Source organism: Flavobacterium sp. (assembly GCF_043778725.1).
Lineage (GTDB): Bacteria > Bacteroidota > Bacteroidia > Flavobacteriales > Flavobacteriaceae > Flavobacterium.
The window spans coordinates 1-17,322 of the sequence record NZ_JAYWFT010000128.1; the positions used below are offsets into that span (position 1 = coordinate 1).

General features: G+C 30.8%; 14 protein-coding genes. 8 read left to right on the forward strand and 6 right to left on the reverse strand.

Annotated features, from left to right (window positions below; all coding sequences use genetic code 11):
* A partial coding sequence (locus tag ACH2CG_RS12455; protein ID WP_395065673.1) for an IS1182 family transposase occupies positions 1 to 1,557 on the reverse strand: 1,557 nt, incomplete at its 3' end.
* Positions 1,558 to 1,841: 284 nt separating this feature from the next.
* On the opposite strand from ACH2CG_RS12455, the gene ACH2CG_RS12460 reads away from it, so the two are divergent.
* From ACH2CG_RS12460 to ACH2CG_RS12470, 3 genes are all read left to right on the forward strand, one after another.
* A complete protein-coding gene (locus ACH2CG_RS12460) occupies positions 1,842 to 2,087 on the forward strand; it encodes a type II toxin-antitoxin system ParD family antitoxin (protein ID WP_395065675.1) in 246 nt (81 codons plus the stop codon).
* Positions 2,087 to 2,386 carry a type II toxin-antitoxin system RelE/ParE family toxin gene (locus ACH2CG_RS12465; RefSeq protein WP_395065677.1) on the forward strand — a complete coding sequence of 100 codons (300 nt, stop codon included), beginning with the start codon at positions 2,087 to 2,089 and terminating at the stop codon, positions 2,384 to 2,386. The genes ACH2CG_RS12460 and ACH2CG_RS12465 overlap by 1 nt, the downstream gene beginning before the upstream one ends.
* Before the next feature lie 163 nt (positions 2,387 to 2,549).
* On the forward strand, positions 2,550 to 3,503 hold the full coding sequence (locus ACH2CG_RS12470; protein ID WP_395065679.1) for a hypothetical protein: 954 nt from the start codon (positions 2,550 to 2,552) through the stop codon (positions 3,501 to 3,503).
* A 339-nt stretch (positions 3,504 to 3,842) separates the two neighbouring features.
* Here ACH2CG_RS12470 and ACH2CG_RS12475 read toward each other — a convergent pair whose 3' ends face one another.
* From ACH2CG_RS12475 to ACH2CG_RS12495, 5 genes are all read right to left on the reverse strand, one after another.
* Positions 3,843 to 4,214 (reverse strand): methylglyoxal synthase, encoded by a 372-nt coding sequence (locus ACH2CG_RS12475; RefSeq protein WP_395065681.1) that lies wholly within the window; start codon positions 4,212 to 4,214, stop codon positions 3,843 to 3,845.
* Positions 4,215 to 4,300: 86 nt separating this feature from the next.
* Positions 4,301 to 5,152 carry a BadF/BadG/BcrA/BcrD ATPase family protein gene (locus ACH2CG_RS12480; RefSeq protein WP_395065683.1) on the reverse strand — a complete coding sequence of 284 codons (852 nt, stop codon included), beginning with the start codon at positions 5,150 to 5,152 and terminating at the stop codon, positions 4,301 to 4,303.
* An 81-nt stretch (positions 5,153 to 5,233) separates the two neighbouring features.
* Positions 5,234 to 6,235: a type I glyceraldehyde-3-phosphate dehydrogenase gene (gene gap / locus ACH2CG_RS12485; protein ID WP_395065685.1), complete on the reverse strand. Its 1,002-nt coding sequence runs from the start codon at positions 6,233 to 6,235 to the stop codon at positions 5,234 to 5,236.
* A gap of 37 nt (positions 6,236 to 6,272) precedes the next feature.
* Positions 6,273 to 7,259 carry a 6-phosphofructokinase gene (pfkA, locus tag ACH2CG_RS12490; RefSeq protein ID WP_395065687.1) on the reverse strand — a complete coding sequence of 329 codons (987 nt, stop codon included), beginning with the start codon at positions 7,257 to 7,259 and terminating at the stop codon, positions 6,273 to 6,275.
* 144 nt (positions 7,260 to 7,403) lie between these two features.
* Positions 7,404 to 11,873, reverse strand: coding sequence for a translocation/assembly module TamB domain-containing protein (locus tag ACH2CG_RS12495; RefSeq protein WP_395065689.1), 4,470 nt, complete (start codon positions 11,871 to 11,873; stop codon positions 7,404 to 7,406).
* 157 nt (positions 11,874 to 12,030) lie between these two features.
* On the opposite strand from ACH2CG_RS12495, the gene tsaD reads away from it, so the two are divergent.
* The 5 genes from tsaD (at position 12,031) to ACH2CG_RS12520 (ending at position 17,264) form a co-directional block, all read left to right on the forward strand.
* Positions 12,031 to 13,053, forward strand: coding sequence for a tRNA (adenosine(37)-N6)-threonylcarbamoyltransferase complex transferase subunit TsaD (tsaD, locus tag ACH2CG_RS12500; protein WP_395065691.1), 1,023 nt, complete (start codon positions 12,031 to 12,033; stop codon positions 13,051 to 13,053).
* Between the two features lie 2 nt (positions 13,054 to 13,055).
* Positions 13,056 to 13,760: a 16S rRNA (uracil(1498)-N(3))-methyltransferase gene (locus tag ACH2CG_RS12505; RefSeq protein ID WP_395065693.1), complete on the forward strand. Its 705-nt coding sequence runs from the start codon at positions 13,056 to 13,058 to the stop codon at positions 13,758 to 13,760.
* Positions 13,761 to 13,770: 10 nt separating this feature from the next.
* A complete protein-coding gene (locus ACH2CG_RS12510; RefSeq protein WP_395065695.1) occupies positions 13,771 to 15,492 on the forward strand; it encodes a T9SS type A sorting domain-containing protein in 1,722 nt (573 codons plus the stop codon).
* 57 nt (positions 15,493 to 15,549) lie between these two features.
* Positions 15,550 to 16,188, forward strand: coding sequence for a DUF4159 domain-containing protein (locus ACH2CG_RS12515; RefSeq protein ID WP_395065697.1), 639 nt, complete (start codon positions 15,550 to 15,552; stop codon positions 16,186 to 16,188).
* A gap of 119 nt (positions 16,189 to 16,307) precedes the next feature.
* Positions 16,308 to 17,264 carry a zinc metalloprotease gene (locus tag ACH2CG_RS12520; RefSeq protein ID WP_395065699.1) on the forward strand — a complete coding sequence of 319 codons (957 nt, stop codon included), beginning with the start codon at positions 16,308 to 16,310 and terminating at the stop codon, positions 17,262 to 17,264.
* The last annotated feature ends 58 nt before the right edge of the window (positions 17,265 to 17,322 follow it).

Sequence of the window (17,322 nt, forward strand, 5' to 3'; positions counted from 1 at the left end):
AAACTTTTGATGGCTAAAAAATGAGTTTTTCAAGTTATAAATGGTACTTTTTGCAAAAGTTTGACTCTTCCTTGCTTTTAACGTTGCCACTTGGGTTAAAATCGTTGGTTTTTTCGCAATAAAGCGCAAGTATTTCTTCAAGTTGTAGGTTAAACTTGCCATCAGTACGTGTTTATTGGCGTTTCGTATTCCTCTTGTATTGACTCGTTTCATGTTGGTAAAGTTGACCAAGGTACCTATCACTGGTTCTACCGTTTTGCTTCGCACACGTACCATTTTCTTAGCATAATGTGGGTTTTGTGTGAGCTTTTGGTACATTCTATCGTAATGTTCTTTGTGAATGCTATCGTCTATCTTTTTAAATTTGGTGGTTTTGCCGCAGCATTGTTCTCGTAGTGGACATTGTTTACAATCGCTTTCGCTACTCCTGTAAGTTCGTTTGGTATAGCCTTTACTATCGGTCCTTTCGCCTTTAAATAGCAAAATAGCTTTATTTGATCCTTCTTTTATACATTCGTATTGATGCAGCTCTTTGTTGAAAACAAAGCCTTCTCTAAAAGGTTTGTATTGTCCAAAATTTGGAATGTAAGCATCAATATTCTTTTTGTGTAAATACTCCAATGCATCGCCACTACTGTAACCACCATCGGCTAAAAGTTCTTCGAGTTCAATATCGTTTTCTTGCAAATTTTTCTCTGTAAGTTCCACTATTTTCTCAATACATTGACTATCACGTTTATCTGCAAAATCCGAACATGCACCAGTAATAACGTGGTGCGCATCGTCTACAGCGATTTGTCCAAAATAATTTAATTGGCGCGCTTTGCCTGGTTTAACACTCACTCTGGCATCGCTATCTGTTGGTGAATAATGCGTATGATTAGACACAAACTTTGGTCGAATTAAATTACCATGTTCATCTACTTTATCGATATTAAAATTAGGATTGGGTTGGTCTTTATAGGCTTCTTCTTTCCATGCGTGGTGTTGTTCTACTAATTTTTTTCTGGTGCTTGTGGTTTTAAATTCGCTGTTTTCTTCCAATTCATTTACAAAAGCACTAGCGTCGTCCAAAACTTCTTTCTCTAACAAACTATCAATACTCGCATTGGCTTTGATAAAAACACTATCTACAGCTTGACGCTTGCCACGAACCATACCTTTACCAACGCACATTTTTAAAACTTGCTTGAATAAGTCTAGAAAAATTTCTTCGCCATATAAACTTCGGGTTCTACTTATGGTGCTGTGCCATGGCAAGGCTTCGTGAACATCATAACCTAAAAACAAACGAATTGACAAACTATCGCTACAATAGGCAATCAAATGCCTATCGCTATTGATATTGTTCAAATAACCAACCAATAATATCTTAAAGAAAACAACAGGATCAATACTTTCCTGTCCTTCCTCTCCATAATACTGGGCTGTAGCTTTATATAAAAAATGAAAATCGATAGCTTTATCAAGCAATCTATAGAAATTATGCTCGGGAACTAAATCCAACAAATTAACCGAAACAAATAACTGTGGTGTAAAAGTCTTTTTTCCTTGCATAAGTAAATTTAAAAAAAATTAAATTTATTTGCAAGGTTTTGTATATTTGAGTTGTGCAACAAGCACATGGGCTTGGCGCCATAGCGGCAATTTTGTGCAAAATTGTTCGAGTAATTTTCATAACTTCGTTTCCAGTCACCGAAAGAACTCGCCTCCGAAATTGCCGCACCGGCGCAAAGCCCCAGACGTTGTGCGACACTTTGGAGCGACAGAGAACCGAAAAAATAATAGAAAATTTATTGCAGAATACCATAAATTGGTATATTTGTAAAAAATATAAAATTATGGCACGAAATACATCAATTTTAATTGGAGAATATTACGAAAATTTTATAAACAGACAAATTGCAACAGGAAAATATAATTCTGTAAGCGAAGTTGTTAGAACTGCTTTGAGACATTTTGAGCAAGAAGAAATTCAAACTAAATCTCTAATTGCGGAATTAGAACTTGGAGAAAAGAGTGGAAAAATTAGAAATTTTAACCGAACAGAAAATCTAAAAAGGTTAAACGACAATTTCCAAAAGTAATGGCTGAATATATTATTAGTGAAAAATCTTTAGACGATTTGAATAATATTTGGATTTACACGTCCGAAAATTGGTCGGTTGAACAAGCGAACCGATATTATAATTTGATAATGGATGAAATAGAATATGTAGCGGAAAACTTTGAAACAACAAAGGATTTTGGAAGCATTCGTAAAGATTATCGATATTCAAAAGTGAAATCGCATTTAATATTTTGTAAACAAATTGAAAATACAGAAATGGAAGTTGTGAGAATTTTGCACGAAAGAATGGATATTAAAAATAGAATTAACGATTAAAAAAGGAAAAGCGATTGTACAAAAGCGGTTTCAAGAAATGGCGAGGCACGGGATTTATCAGAAATTGGAAAGGTAATTAATTGAAAGTTTTGTTTATATTTGTAAAGGCTTGGTCTTGGTTCATCGCCACTCCTGCAAGCCGCGAAACGTTACCAGATATTTTATGACAAAAATTACATCAGAAGGAAATCGAAAAACAATATGGTTTTCAATAATATTTTCAACATTGTTTTTTGGAGCAATGGGAACTTTTATGATTTATACTTTTACAAAAATGTATATTGCAAATCAAATTGAGACAAAGACTTTTGTAATGCCAATTTTTGGTTTAATTGTTTATTTTATTGCTTATACTTTCATAAAAAGTTATTTGAAAAATTCCTCTAAAATTGAAATAGACAAAGAAAAAATTATAATTCAAAACAAAACATATTATTGGAAAAACTTACAAAATATAAAATTAAGTGGTAAAAAAGGTTTTGGTTTCTTTAACTTTCAAATGGAAGCAATAACCATCAATTTTGAAAACAAAACAGAATATATTTTTGAAGATTTATACTCAAATAGTTGGGAAATAAAAAGTTTTATTCAGCAAATCATAATCGACAAAAAAGATTTTTTTGAAACGAACTCAAAAACCATAAATACTAAAATAACCGAAAAAGAAATTGAAAAAGAAACTTTTTATCAATTCAAAGGAAATCCAGTTTTTTCATTCAGAGGATTAATGATGTGGGGATTAATTGGTGCATTTCTTTTTATGTTCATTTTTGTGAAAGCAAAAATATCTTTAGCAGATCAATTGAAAGCATTTATTCCAATTGCTGTAATATGGTTTATTATTAATGCCCTTTTTATGAATTATTTTGAAATGTCAAAGAATTATTTCGTGATTAAAAACCATTATTTTTTTTGGGTAAAACGAATTTATAAAATATACGATATTGAAGAAATTGTTTTTGAAAGTCAAGGAAAGCAACCGAATAGTTTGAGACTTATAACAAAAAATTTTAAAAGAAAACTTTATCCAGCAGGAACATTGAAAGACAGTAAATGGTTAGAATTAAAAAGTGAATTTGAAAAAAGAAACATTAACGTAAGAAATGAATGTATCTAAAAAAAAAATCTGGTAACAAAGAACTGTGCATAAAAACAAATAAAATTAGATTTATTTTAATTATTTTAAGTAATAAAAACACCTATAGCCTTGAGAGGAGAAAATGGAATAAATCATTTTCTCTTTAAAAGAAAATTTAAATCATTTTGGGTTGCACACTTCTATAATTTTCATTGTACTCCACTCCTCATTATGCACTTACATTTTCTATCTTACTTATTCTTGATTGCCCATTAATGTTCATAACCAAAATATAGCAATCAAAATAGTATAAAAATCGAATCTATTGAAGTATCTAAAAAATTGATTTAGGTAAATAAACAGTGAAAATTACAAAACTTACATTTCATCCATACCATACAACAATAATTGTGCAGTAGCTTCATTTGTAGCAAGTGGAACATTGTGAACATCGCATACGCGTATTAGCATATTGATGTCAACTTCATGAGGATGATTGGACATGGGATCTTTAAAAAATAAAACCATTTTTGTTTTTCCTTCGGCTACACGAGCTGCAATTTGAGCATCACCGCCTAGTGGTCCAGAAAGCATTTTTTTGACTTTAAATCCTGCTGCTTCGGCTTTAGATCCTGTTGTTCCTGTTGCTATTAGTTTGATATTATCGTGTATAAGTAAGGCTTTATTTTTATTTAAAAACTGAACCATATCTGCCTTTTTTCCGTCGTGTGCTATTATTGCAATTTCCATATTTAAGTGTGAGTTTGCATTGCAAATTCTAAATTTTAATTGTTATTTTCACAAAAAAAACCTGACGTAAAGGTCAGGTTTATCTATTATTTATTTAAAACATGATAAGCAATTAAACCGTCTATAGGTCGTCTTAATGCGTTTCCAATTTTAATTCCGTATTTAGCCAAGATTTCTTGTAGTTCTTCTTTTAAATAAAAAGCAATCGAACCTACAAAATGAACAGGAACTTCTTTACAATTTTCATATTGCATGATGTAGTTTTTTGTAAAAGATTTTAATTCTTTTCGAATTATTTTTTTACAATATTCATTGTCTTTATGTTTGATAATAAATTTTGCAAATGTTGCTAAATATGCATTAGGATTGGCTTCTTTATATAGATTAGCTTTAACATAATCGGCATCAAGGTTGTATTCTTCTTCAAATTCTCCTGCTAAGTCTTTGGGCATTTTATTAAAGTAATAACCTCGCAATAAGTGTCTTCCAAAACGGTTTCCCGATCCGTCATCCATTGCAATATAACCTAGCGATTGCACTTTTTGGTGCAGAATTTTACCATCAAAGAAGCTGCAATTAGAACCTGTTCCTAATATACAAACTATGGCTTGTTCGTCTTTTGGTGTTGTAGCATAAACAGCTGCATACGTATCTTCGTGAACATTTACAGTTGCATTAGAAAAATACTTTTTAAATACATCGGTTAAGAAATTTTTCATTCTATCAGTACCACATCCTGCGCCATAGAAATAAAGATGGGATGCTTTGTCTTTGTTATGAGAAATATCAAATTTATCTTCTAATCTAGCTATAACTTCATCTTTATCTAAAACCTCTGGATTTAATCCTAAAGTTTGGGTTGTAAAAAGTACTTTTCCGTTATCGTCTATTGCTATCCAATCGGCTTTGGTAGATCCGCTATCAACTAATAATTTCATGGTTTGGTTTGTTGTTTGGGTTGGTAATAAAAAATTCCCGATAACTCATTGAGAAAGCAATCGGGAATTATTATAAAAAAATTATAGGTTTGCGATATGAACTGATAAATCAATTAATTTACTTGAATATCCATATTCATTATCATACCAAGAGATTATTTTGAAAAAAGTAGAATTTAAACCAATTCCAGCTTTGGCATCAATAATAGAAGTTCTAGAGTCTGAAACAAAATCTTGAGAAACAACTAAATCTTCTGTATATCCTAAAATACCTTTCAATTCGTTTTCTGAAGCTTTTTTAAGCACAGCCATTATTTCATCATAAGAAGTTTCTTTGGCAACTTTTACAGTTAAATCAACTACAGAAACGTCAACTGTAGGAACACGCATTGACATACCTGTTAATTTTCCGTTTAGTTCTGGAATAACTTGACCAACAGCTTTTGCTGCTCCAGTTGAAGATGGAATAATGTTTACAGAAGCAGCACGACCGCCTCTCCAATCTTTTTTAGAAGGACCATCTGCAACCATTTGAGTTGAAGTTGAAGCGTGAACTGTTGTCATTAAAGCTTCAACAATTCCAAAATTATCATTTATAACTTTAGCTAATGGTGCTAAACAATTGGTTGTACAAGAAGCATTAGAAACTACTGTATCTGCGGCAGTGGCTTTGGTATGATTAACTCCCATTACAAACATTGGTGCATCTGGAGATGGTGCAGAGATAATTACTTTTTTAGCGCCACCAGTAATGTGAGCTTTGGCAGTTTCAATTGTTGTAAAAAAACCTGTACACTCAGCTACTACATCTACATTTACTTCATCCCATTTTAAATTTACTGGATCTTTCTCTGCCGTAATTCTAATGTGTTTATCGTTTACAAAAAGTTTTCCATCAATAACTTCTACTTTTCCTGCAAAACGTCCGTGAACAGAATCGTATTTTAACAAGTAAGCTAAATGGTCTACATCTAATAAATCGTTTATTGCTACAACTTCTACATTGTCTCTGTTGTATGATTCTCTAAAAACTATTCTTCCAATTCTTCCAAATCCGTTTATTCCTAATTTTACTTTTGACATCTTATTTTAAAATTTGATATTGATTAGTGATATTGTATTATGTTGACATTATATCTGAAACTCTTAACAGTTCTCTATCTATTTCCGAATGACCTTTAATAGCTTGTTCTAATGGGGTTAAAGCTACTTTGTCGTTTAATATTCCCACCATATAATTAGATTTTCCTTCTAATATTGATTCAACTGCTTTTACTCCAAGTCTAGAAGCTAGAACTCTATCGTAGCATGATGGTGATCCGCCACGTTGCATGTGACCAAGTACTGAAACGCGAATATCATATTCTGGAAAATGCTCTTCTATGTAATCTTTTAATTCGAAAACACTTTTCCCTATTTTATCTCCTTCGGCAATAACGACAATACTTGAGGATTTTCCTGATGCTTTACTTTTTCTAAGTGAATCTAGAAGTCGCTCCAATCCCATGTCTTCTTCTGGAATAAGAATTTCTTCAGCTCCAGCACCAATTCCGGCATTTAAGGCAATGTGTCCTGCATCGCGACCCATAACTTCTACCAAGAAAAGTCTATTGTGTGAACTTGCAGTATCTCTAATTTTATCTATACAATCTACAACAGTATTTAATGCTGTATCAAAACCTAGTGTGTGGCTTGTTCCAAAAATATCATTGTCTATAGTACCCGGAATTCCCATTACAGGAAAGTCATATTCATTATTAAAAACTTCTGCACCTGTAAAACTTCCATCGCCTCCAATAACTACAAGTGCTTCAATACCAGCAGAAACAAGATTTTCATGTGCTTTTTTTCGACCTTCAACAGTCATAAATTCTTTAGATCGTGCCGATTTTAATATAGTTCCACCTTTGTTTACAATATTGTTTACAGATCGTGGTCCCATTTCTTTAAAATCGCCTTCTATCATTCCCTGATAACCTCTGTAAATTCCTACGCACTCAATGCTGTGAAAAGCGCATGTACGAACAACAGATCTAATAGCTGCATTCATTCCCGGAGAATCGCCACCAGAAGTAAGTACACCTATTTTTTTTATCGTTTTTGACATATTTTTATGTTTTAAAATGTAAATTTAGCAAAGAATATGCATATATTATCTATCATTTTTATAGATTTAATAAAATCAAGCAAATTCAATCGTTTTCGTTGATAAGTTTTAAGTTATCAAATATCTTTTATAAAAAAACCTGAATTATTCATCTTCAGGTTTTGCTTCGGCGTTAGGCTTGGGTGTATCTTTGGTATTCTTTTTTTTCTTTTCCATACTAATATGTTCTGGTAGTGGCTCAGAATCATGTGTTTCATCTGTGTTTTTTTTCTCTACTTCTATAACTTTCTTTTTAAATATTTTATTTACTAATTCTCTAAAAGTATCAAAGTCAACTTCATAAGAAACTCCTGCTCCTTGTGTATATCCTATTCCTTGTCCTATATAATTAATATCGTTTTCTTTATTAAATATTCTAAGATTTAATGTTCCGTCTTCATTTACTCTATATTGTGCTTCAAAATTTCCAACAATAGCGGTTTCAGAAACGCCACCTGTTGGTACTCCTACTACTCCATTTATTGTAATTCGATCATTAATTTGTGTAGTAATTGACGCAACAACTCTTCCGTCTGTAGGATTGAGTGCAGTTTTATCTGCTTCGGTATAGGAAACGCCAAAATTAATTTTACCATCCTTATCATTAAATAAATCTCCAAATAGTGCTCCAGCTTTTTCATAAAAACTATTGGTTATTTGTGATTGTGATAATCCTTCTTGACTTAAAAAACCTCCGGTTGACAATAGATATAATGCTTGCGTTTGTCTTATATCTTTATCACTAAGTTTGGTCTCTATTTCCGATTTTAAGACTGAACTCACATTTGGAAAATTAATATTAAAATCGGGCTCCGGATTGGTAAGTGTTCCTTTTAGTCCTATTACAACTTCTACAGGAATTTTTCTGTTAAAGGATGCATTATTAACCAATACAGATGGGTTGGCTGTTATATTTTTAGACACTGCTTCTAGATCTAGAATTGCATTATAGGGATTTCCATCCCATACAATTGAGCTGAATTTTTTAACTTCAAACTTTTTATCAATTAATCCGCCATATTTAAAATTATATGATCCTTCATATACTTGAAAATCTCCATACATTTCAAATTTTCCTAAGGTATTTATTCGCATTGACAAACCTCCTCTACCTTTAGCTTTCATTCCATGTCCAGAATCTCTATCTAAGATTACTTCTATAGACGCGTCTGGTGTAATATTAAACTCAAAGTTCATTTGCAATCCATTATAATTTCTAATATACTCTGACCCTTTGTTTCGTATTCCTTTTTTTTCGTTAGGAGTTAAAAAATCAATATAATTATTATCACTTACTGCGCTAGCGTCGTTTATAGGAATTTTAATATCGGTACCTTTTCCTGATTTGGCATTTACATTTATTTCCAATCCGTTGGTTGGTCCTTTAATTGTTGCGCTTCCATCTATATAAGCTGTACCAAAATAGGCTACATCTTCGTGATCTTCGGTATTTAATGCTAATATTCTGTCAGAATCTATTGCCAAGTCTAATTCCCAATCGCTAAACTGTTTGTGTTTTATAAAACCTTGAAGTGTTCCTTCTGTATTAAATTTAGAATCGGTAAGTTTAGTTTTTCTTATAATAAACTTGTTTTGGGTAACATCCACAATAGAGTTTTGCTCTAATTTATAATCGACATTTAAGTACGGAATTGTTAGTCCGGCATCATCAACAAACAATCTTCCGTTGTAATCAATATTATTTACATTACCGTCCAATCTTGCATTTCCAGAGACGAATCCTCTAATGTTTGATAAAACTTCTCCACCCAAATTGCTCAATACTCCTAGATTAAATTTTTGAAAATTTAAGTCCAAGTCTATTAATGTAGCATCATTTACTATTTGAAGATTACCATTGGCAGCAAAAGATTTAAAATAGTCATTTTCAATTTTAGACTCAATATCAAATCTAGAAAAATTATCATTTCCTTTTATGTCTAAATTTAAATTTCCGAGTTGGTTGTCATTAATTGACAAATCCATAATCTCTAAATTGGCCGTGGGTTGATAAACAGCATTATTTTGTTTTAGAAAAACCTCACCGTTTAGTTTTCCGTCAAATTTAAATTGTTTTACATCGGGTGTAACTTTATTTAAGTTGACATCTTTAAAGGTAAGTTGCAAATCTTTATTAGAATTTCCGGTTATTGATCCGTTAAGTTTAATATTTTGATTTTCGTGGGAAACTAATATATCTTCAAATGAAAAATTCTTAAAATCATTGTCAAAAACTAACTTGTTTTTATCATTTTCTTCCTCATTTATATACCATAAAAAATCTTTAAACATCATTTCTGATTTACTAAATCCTATAATATTTTGATTATTTTTATTTATTGTATGATAAAGGTTTAAGTTGTAATAATCATTTCCTTTATCGCCGCCTCTAAACTCTGTTCTAAACGATAATGTATCTCTAGAAGTAGCATTGATTAATGAAAAATCTCTTATTTTATAGTTTTTAGTTTTAATACTATCCAACTGAACGTAAGTATTATACAAAGGATTTTTATTGTCGATTTCTAACTGCACGTTGTCTAGATGCACATCAAATGCATCAATAGTTTTAGAACTAAAATTTAGTTTAAATTCATTATTATCGCCTTTAATAATTCCTTTAAAAACAGCATTTGGATTTAAAGAAATCTTTGGGTTTAAAATTTCTACAATTTTATTGAACTCAGAAAAATCAAATTTTATATATTGTCCTTTTTTTAATTGCTTGGGTTTATAGTTGGTGTATAGACTTCCAAGCGAATTTAAAACCATTTTCTGAATTTGATTAAATTCAAACTTACCTTGAATTTTACCATTTATTTCATCGGGTGAAAATAACGAAATAGTATGCTCATTGCTAGAATCAAAACTAGAATTTAAGGTTAGACTATCAAAGAAATATATATCTTTTGGATTTTGATAGGAGGCATTAGAAATAATAACATCGCCTTTCATAGTATTGATAGAACTTCCAGATACTTTCATTATTACATCACCTTTAAATACTGAAATAGAATCTTTAATAAAGTTTAGTTTTCTTAAATTGGCATAATCAACTTTGGCATGAAAATCATAATTATTATCGCGCTTGCTCAAGTCAACAATTCCGTTAAAGTCTAAAAATAAATTTGGGTCGTTTACATTAATTTTACCTTTAAAAATAGGTTTTTTAAAGCTACCATCAGCCAAAATGTTTTGGTAATTATAGCCGTTATATCTTATATTTTTTACTGAACCCGAAAACTTAGTGTCCAAATATTTTTCTGTAAATCCTTTTCCATCTACAGCTACATCTAACGATACTTTACCAAAATCTTTTCTATTTAAAAAAGTGCCAATGTCAAAATTATCTAAAGCAATTGTACCAGAGTACGTTGCATTATCAATATTATTGATATTGGTCATGACAAGATTAGAAGAAATAGTACCCAATTTTGTTTGCAAATCAAAATCGGCATCTATAGATTGTGTAGTTATTTCTGCAGTTCCTTTAAGATTAAAAACACCTAATTTTTTTAAAGATGAAGGCAATTTTTTTCCAAGAACATTAGGTAACAAAGCGGTTAAGTTTTCATAACTAGAGGTAACTTTATCAAAGGAACCTTTCATGTAAAAATTACCTTTTCCTGGCTTTGCAAATAAGTTTTTAAAGGTAACATCACCAATTATTTCTGATTTATTGGTGTCAATTAGATGAAAATTTTTAGCCGTTAGATTGTTTAAAGTTCCATCTACTTTTCCGCTAAATTTAAAATCTTGATTTCTTGCTAATTCTTTATAGAAATAATAAATATCATTGGTAGCGATTATTGCAGCTTCGGTTTTAATATCAAATACTACTTTATTATTAAAATCGGCAAAGTCTTTTCTGTTGTATTTTAAAATTATATCGCCTTTAAAATTGGATGCTTTTGTTTTAAAATCTAATTTTTCTAATCTAATATTTGTTTTGGCATAAGTAAATTTAGACTTTAAATTTTCAACAAAAAGTCCTCTATGATCTTGAAAAGACATTTCTTTAATGTTTGTTGTAACATTTGGTCCTTTTATTTTAAAATCGGTAATGATAGCATTTAGCTTAGTAAAATCTACATCTTTAGGTACTTTTCGGTTTTCATCAGTTAAAATAAAACGGCTGTTTGACACTGCTATATTCTCTGAAGTCATTAAAAATTTTCCCGAAGTAGGTTTTCCATCATCGAAAGCAGCAACAAATTTGTCTAGATTGGTATCTTTTTGACCTTTATACGTTTTCACATTCAATGTTAACCCATCGACTTTCATTTCTCCAAAAATTAAATTTCCGTCAAGAAGTGTTTTAGTGTCTAGAATACTTGTAGAAATTCGTTTTGCAAAAATTAAAGTGTCTTTTTTTTCATCTTTAATCATTAATTTTTTCATCTGAACACCACCAAAAATGGTTACTTCTACTTGATCGATGTAAATATTGGTTCCAAATTGTTTATTGAGTTTTTCTGTATAATAATGAGCAATTTTAGTTTGAACTACAGGTAAAGAAAGCGCAATTCCAATAGAAAGCAATAGCAAGATAAGCACCAATAAAGTGCGAAACACTATTTTTCTAAATGTTAAGAAATGCTTATATATCTTTTTTTCTTTCAAATTTTATTTGGCTTTGAGCAAGAAACCTTGAAAATAGTTACTTTTGCAAACGATGTAAAAATAATCGTTTACCATCGATTTATCAAATATAATTCAAAAATTGTGCCTAATGTCAAATAATGACGTTTTTATTCTTGCCATAGAAAGCTCTTGTGACGACACAGCAGCTGCCGTTTTAAAAAACAATAAAGTACTTTCTAATATTGTTGCAGGTCAAAAAATACATGAAGAATATGGAGGAGTTGTTCCTGAACTTGCATCAAGAGCGCATCAGCAAAACATTGTGCCTGTGATAGATATGGCATTAAAAAAAGCTAATATTTCTAAAAATCAGCTTTCTGCCATAGCTTTTACACAAGGTCCAGGATTAATGGGTTCACTATTGGTTGGAAGTTCATTTGCCAAGTCTTTATCTATGGCATTAAATATTCCATTAATTGCTGTAAACCACATGCATGCTCATATACTAGCTCATTTTATAGAAGAGGAAGGTTACAATATGCCGCAATTTCCTTTTTTGGCACTGACAATTTCTGGTGGTCATACACAAATTGTAGTAGTAAAAAGTTTTTTTGATATGGAAATTATAGGCGAAACTACTGATGATGCCGTTGGTGAAGCTTTTGACAAATCGGCAAAAATAATGGGACTTCCCTATCCTGGCGGTCCATTAATTGATAAATTTGCTAAAGAAGGAAATCCTAAAAAATATCAATTTACAAAACCAAAAGTACCTGCTTTAAACTTTAGCTTCTCTGGTTTAAAAACTCAAATTTTATATTTTATACAAAAAAATGTAATAGAAAATTCCAATTTTATTGAAGAAAATAAAGCCGATATTTGTGCGTCAATTCAATATACAATTATTGAAATTTTAATGGATAAATTAAAAATGGCTGTTGCACAAACCGGAATTAATCAAATAGCAATTGGCGGTGGTGTATCTGCAAATTCTGGAATAAGACAAACCTTAAAAGAAGCCGAAACAAAATATGGTTGGAAAACTTTTATTCCTAAATTTGAATACACAACTGACAATGCCGCAATGATTGGAATTGTTGGTTACCAAAAATATTTACACACCATGTTTAATGATGCTGCAGTAGTTTCTAAAGCACGAATTGAATTTTAATCATGCAATTATTTTACAATCCAAGTATTAAAGAAACCGAAAATCTATTTGTTTTTGACAAAGAAGAAAGCAAACATATAATTAAAGTATTACGTAAAAAAGAAAGTGATATACTGTATGTAACCAATGGATTAGGTTTTTTATTTAAAACTAAAATAACTTTGGCGTCAGACTCAAAATGTTGTGTAGAAATTTTATCGTTTAATAAACAAGAGCCTTCTAAATATCATTTACATTTAGCCGTTGCTCCTACTAAAATGAATGAACGATATGAATGGTTTTTAGAAAAAGCTACAGAAATTGGGGTACAAGAAATTACACCAATATTGTGCGAACATTCTGAAAGGAAAATTATAAAAATTGATCGATTTCAAAAAATTATTGAATCTGCAATGAAGCAATCACTTCACAACTATATTCCAATAATTAATGAGCCGATAACTTTTAAAGATTTTTTAAAAAAAACACACAAAGGACAAAAATTTATTGCCCATTGTGAAGAAACTAATAAAAAATCATTAAAAGAAGAATTACAACCTAACCAAGATGCCATCATTCTTATTGGTCCAGAAGGAGATTTCTCTACCAAAGAAATACAGTTAGCGTTAGACAATACGTTTATTCCAGTATCTTTGGGAAACACAAGATTAAGAACAGAAACCGCTGCTATTGTTGCCTGTCATAGTGTTTCATTTGCTAATGAATAAAATAAAAAACATGAAAAAAATAATATTTTTAAAATTTATATTCTTTAGTTGCTTCTTTTTTGGGCAAACCAATACAAATTTAAATGTAACTATAGATACACCTGTGGGTGTTTGTAATGAAAATCAATGTATCGATTTGAATGCAAATTATTTTATTGCTAAACAAACTACAGACTACACTGTTTCTTCAATTCCTTACAACTTTGAAAATAACATTGGATTTTCGCAACTTTCTTTAACAGACGATTCATACAGTACCATTACACTACCATTTAATTTTTGTTTTTATAACAACATTTATTCTAGCATTGATGTTGGTGCAAATGGTTTAATTTCGTTTGATTCTCATGTACAAAATGTTATAGGAAGTTGTCCTTGGGCTTTTAGCACTTCAATACCTAACGCAGGTTTTCCTGTAAAAAATGCTATTTATGCTGTTTACCAAGATATTAATCCGCAACTTATTCCCAACGGAACAGTAAGTTATTATACACTTGGAACGGCACCAAACAGAAAATTCATTCTTACTTTTCAAGACATGCTTTTGTTTCAATGTGGCGTTTCAAGTGGCAATCAAACGTATCAAATAATTTTATATGAAACATCTAACATTATAGATGTTACTATTTTAAGACGTCAACCTTGCTCCTGGAACAATGGTAATGGATTAATTGGAATTCAAAACACTACAGGAACGATGGCACTTGCTGCTCCAGGAAGGAATACAGGAAACTGGTCTGCTAGTAATGAATCTTGGAGATTTTCGCCATCAGGAAATGCAACTTCAACCATTACATGGACTAAAGATGGTGTACCAATTGGTCATGAAAATCCTATAAATGTATGTTTTCTTGGAAGCACAGGAAACGAAGTATATACTGCAACTGTTACCTATTCTAACTGTAATGCATCATCAACTAGTATTTCTTGCAATCTTAATTCGCCTTTTATACAAACGCCTAGTTTGCTTCAACCAAGCAACATTATACTCTGTGATCAAAACACTCCAGTTTCTACTATAGATTTAACTCAAAACAATGCTATTATTTTACAAAATGTTATTGCAAGTGACTATAATATAGAATTTTACACAACATTTTTAGATGCTCAAAATTTTGTTAATCCAATATCAAATCCTAGTGCTTATAGTTTTGCCCAAAATCAGACTATTTATGTAGGAATAGAAAGCCTTATCTATGGATGTATAAATGTAAAATCATTTCAAATAGAAGCCTACCAATCATTGTTGGCGCCAACAGGTGTCAGTCCTCAGGTATTTACACAAGGACAAACATTACAAAATTTAATCGTCAATGGTACAACAATTAGTTGGTATGACGCAATGAATGGTGGAAATTTATTGCCCATTACAACTGTATTACAAAATAACAATACTTATTATGCTAGTCAATCTAATTCTAGCGGATGTCAAAGTAAAAATATAAACAATAATAGACTGGCAGTTAATGTGTTAAATACCTTGAGTTTAAGTGATATTGAAGATGCTAAATTTTCTGTTTATCCAATTCCAACAGATTCTAATATTACAATTAATTCAATAGACGAAATAGAAGTAGTAGAAGTTTACAATACAATTGGTCAACAAGTTATGAACAAACAGGCAAATCAAAAAGAAATTTCATTAAACTTATCGGATATAGATACTGGTATTTATTTTTTAAAAATTAAAACTTTGTACAAAACCAAAATCATAAAAATTATAAAAAAATAAATACAACATTAAAAAATTTGAATAATTATTGAAAAGTAAATAAACACACTCCTTTCTATGAAAAAAATTATGTTTTTTTTGTTATTGATTGCAAACTATTCCTACACTCAAGAAATTGCATTATTGAAATACAATGGTGGTGGCGACTGGTATGCCAATCCTACTTCACTTCCCAATTTGATTAAATTTAGCAATTTAAATATTAATACTTCAATAAAACTAAAACCAGCAACTGTAGAGCCAAGCAGTCCCGATTTATTTTCTTATCCGTTTATACACATGACAGGTCATGGCAATGTAGTTTTTAGTGATTCTGATGTTCTTAACCTTAGAAATTATTTGCTTTCGGGTGGATTTCTTCACATAGATGATAATTATGGAATGGACGAATTTATTAGAAAAGAAATAAAAAAAATATTTCCAAATGCTTCATTATTAGAAATTCCTGCCAATCATCCTATATTTCAAAAACCATTTGTTTTCTCGGCAGGATTGCCAAAAATTCATGAACATGATGGCAAAAGACCTCAGGCATTTGGTATTTTTGAAAACAACCGTTTGGTTTTATTATACACATATGAGTGTGACTTGGGTGATGGTTGGGAAGATGCAGATGTACACAATGATCCAAAAGAAGTTAGAGAAAAAGCATTGAAAATGGGTGCTAATATCTTGAATTACATTTTTAATAATTAATTTTTCTCATACTTACAACGTTGTAGTTTATCGATTTGTTAATAACTTATAACAATAATAGATTATCTACTTGTTTTTTATCATAAAATTGCAATATAATTAACCTTAAACCAAATTTTATGAAAAAAATTCTTTTGTCAGCATCGTTACTAATGATGTTGTTTTCTTGTCAGAATGAAGATTCTGCTAAAATTAGTTCTACAGACAATAAATCTACTGCTAGATATTGTGCTTCTCAAGAAGTATTAGAGCGTCAATTAAAAGAAGATCCTACTTTGGCTCTTAGAATGAATAAAATTGAAGAATTTACAGAAAATTTCTCAAAAAACCCATCAAGTTATCGATTGGTTAACGGAAAAATTGAAATTCCAGTTGTAGTAAATGTATTGTATAAAACTACCGCAGAAAACATTTCTTTAACACAAATTCAATCGCAAATTAATGTTTTAAATCAGGATTTTAATGCTACAAATACAGACTACAATCAAGTTCCTGCTTTATTTGCTGGAGTAAAAGCCAATGTTGGAATTTCTTTTGTTTTAGATCAAGTAATTAGAAAATCTACAACCAAAACTTCTTGGGGAACAGCCGATGCAATGAAAAAAACATCAACTGGTGGTTTAGCTCCTACTACACCTACAACAAAATTAAATTTATGGGTTTGTACAATTGGAGGCGGAATTTTAGGATATGCACAATTTCCTGGTGGTTCTTCTTCAACAGATGGAGTTGCAATAGATTCTAAATATTTTGGACTTTCAGGAACGGCAAACTATCCATACAACTTGGGTAGAACTGCAACTCATGAAGTTGGTCACTGGATGAATTTACGTCACATTTGGGGTGATGCAACCTGCGGAAGTGATTTAGTTTCTGATACTCCAACGCACAATACAGCCAATTATGGTGTACCAACTTATCCACATTTAAGCACTTGTTCGGGAACTCCAGTAGAGATGACAATGAACTACATGGACTATACAGACGATAGAGGAATGTACATGTTCTCTACAGGACAAAAAACAAGAATGGACGCAATCTTTGCCGTTGGTGGTTCAAGAGCTTCTTTTAGATAAAAATTTAATTTATTTTATACCAAAACTCGTTTACTTTTGTAAGCGAGTTTTTTTTTAT

Excerpts from the sequence above, each read along its gene's own strand:
- ACH2CG_RS12470 (WP_395065679.1), top strand. The coding sequence starts at position 2,550 with ATGACAAAAATTACATCAGAAGGAAATCGAAAAACAATATGGTTTTCA.
- ACH2CG_RS12515 (WP_395065697.1), top strand. The coding sequence starts at position 15,550 with ATGAAAAAAATTATGTTTTTTTTGTTATTGATTGCAAACTATTCCTAC.
- tsaD (WP_395065691.1), top strand. The coding sequence starts at position 12,031 with ATGTCAAATAATGACGTTTTTATTCTTGCCATAGAAAGCTCTTGTGAC.
- ACH2CG_RS12480 (WP_395065683.1), bottom strand. The coding sequence starts at position 5,152 with ATGAAATTATTAGTTGATAGCGGATCTACCAAAGCCGATTGGATAGCA.
- ACH2CG_RS12460 (WP_395065675.1), top strand. The coding sequence starts at position 1,842 with ATGGCACGAAATACATCAATTTTAATTGGAGAATATTACGAAAATTTT.
- pfkA (WP_395065687.1), bottom strand. The coding sequence starts at position 7,259 with ATGTCAAAAACGATAAAAAAAATAGGTGTACTTACTTCTGGTGGCGAT.
- ACH2CG_RS12520 (WP_395065699.1), top strand. The coding sequence starts at position 16,308 with ATGAAAAAAATTCTTTTGTCAGCATCGTTACTAATGATGTTGTTTTCT.
- ACH2CG_RS12505 (WP_395065693.1), top strand. The coding sequence starts at position 13,056 with ATGCAATTATTTTACAATCCAAGTATTAAAGAAACCGAAAATCTATTT.
- ACH2CG_RS12510 (WP_395065695.1), top strand. The coding sequence starts at position 13,771 with ATGAAAAAAATAATATTTTTAAAATTTATATTCTTTAGTTGCTTCTTT.
- ACH2CG_RS12465 (WP_395065677.1), top strand. The coding sequence starts at position 2,087 with ATGGCTGAATATATTATTAGTGAAAAATCTTTAGACGATTTGAATAAT.
- gap (WP_395065685.1), bottom strand. The coding sequence starts at position 6,235 with ATGTCAAAAGTAAAATTAGGAATAAACGGATTTGGAAGAATTGGAAGA.
- ACH2CG_RS12475 (WP_395065681.1), bottom strand. The coding sequence starts at position 4,214 with ATGGAAATTGCAATAATAGCACACGACGGAAAAAAGGCAGATATGGTT.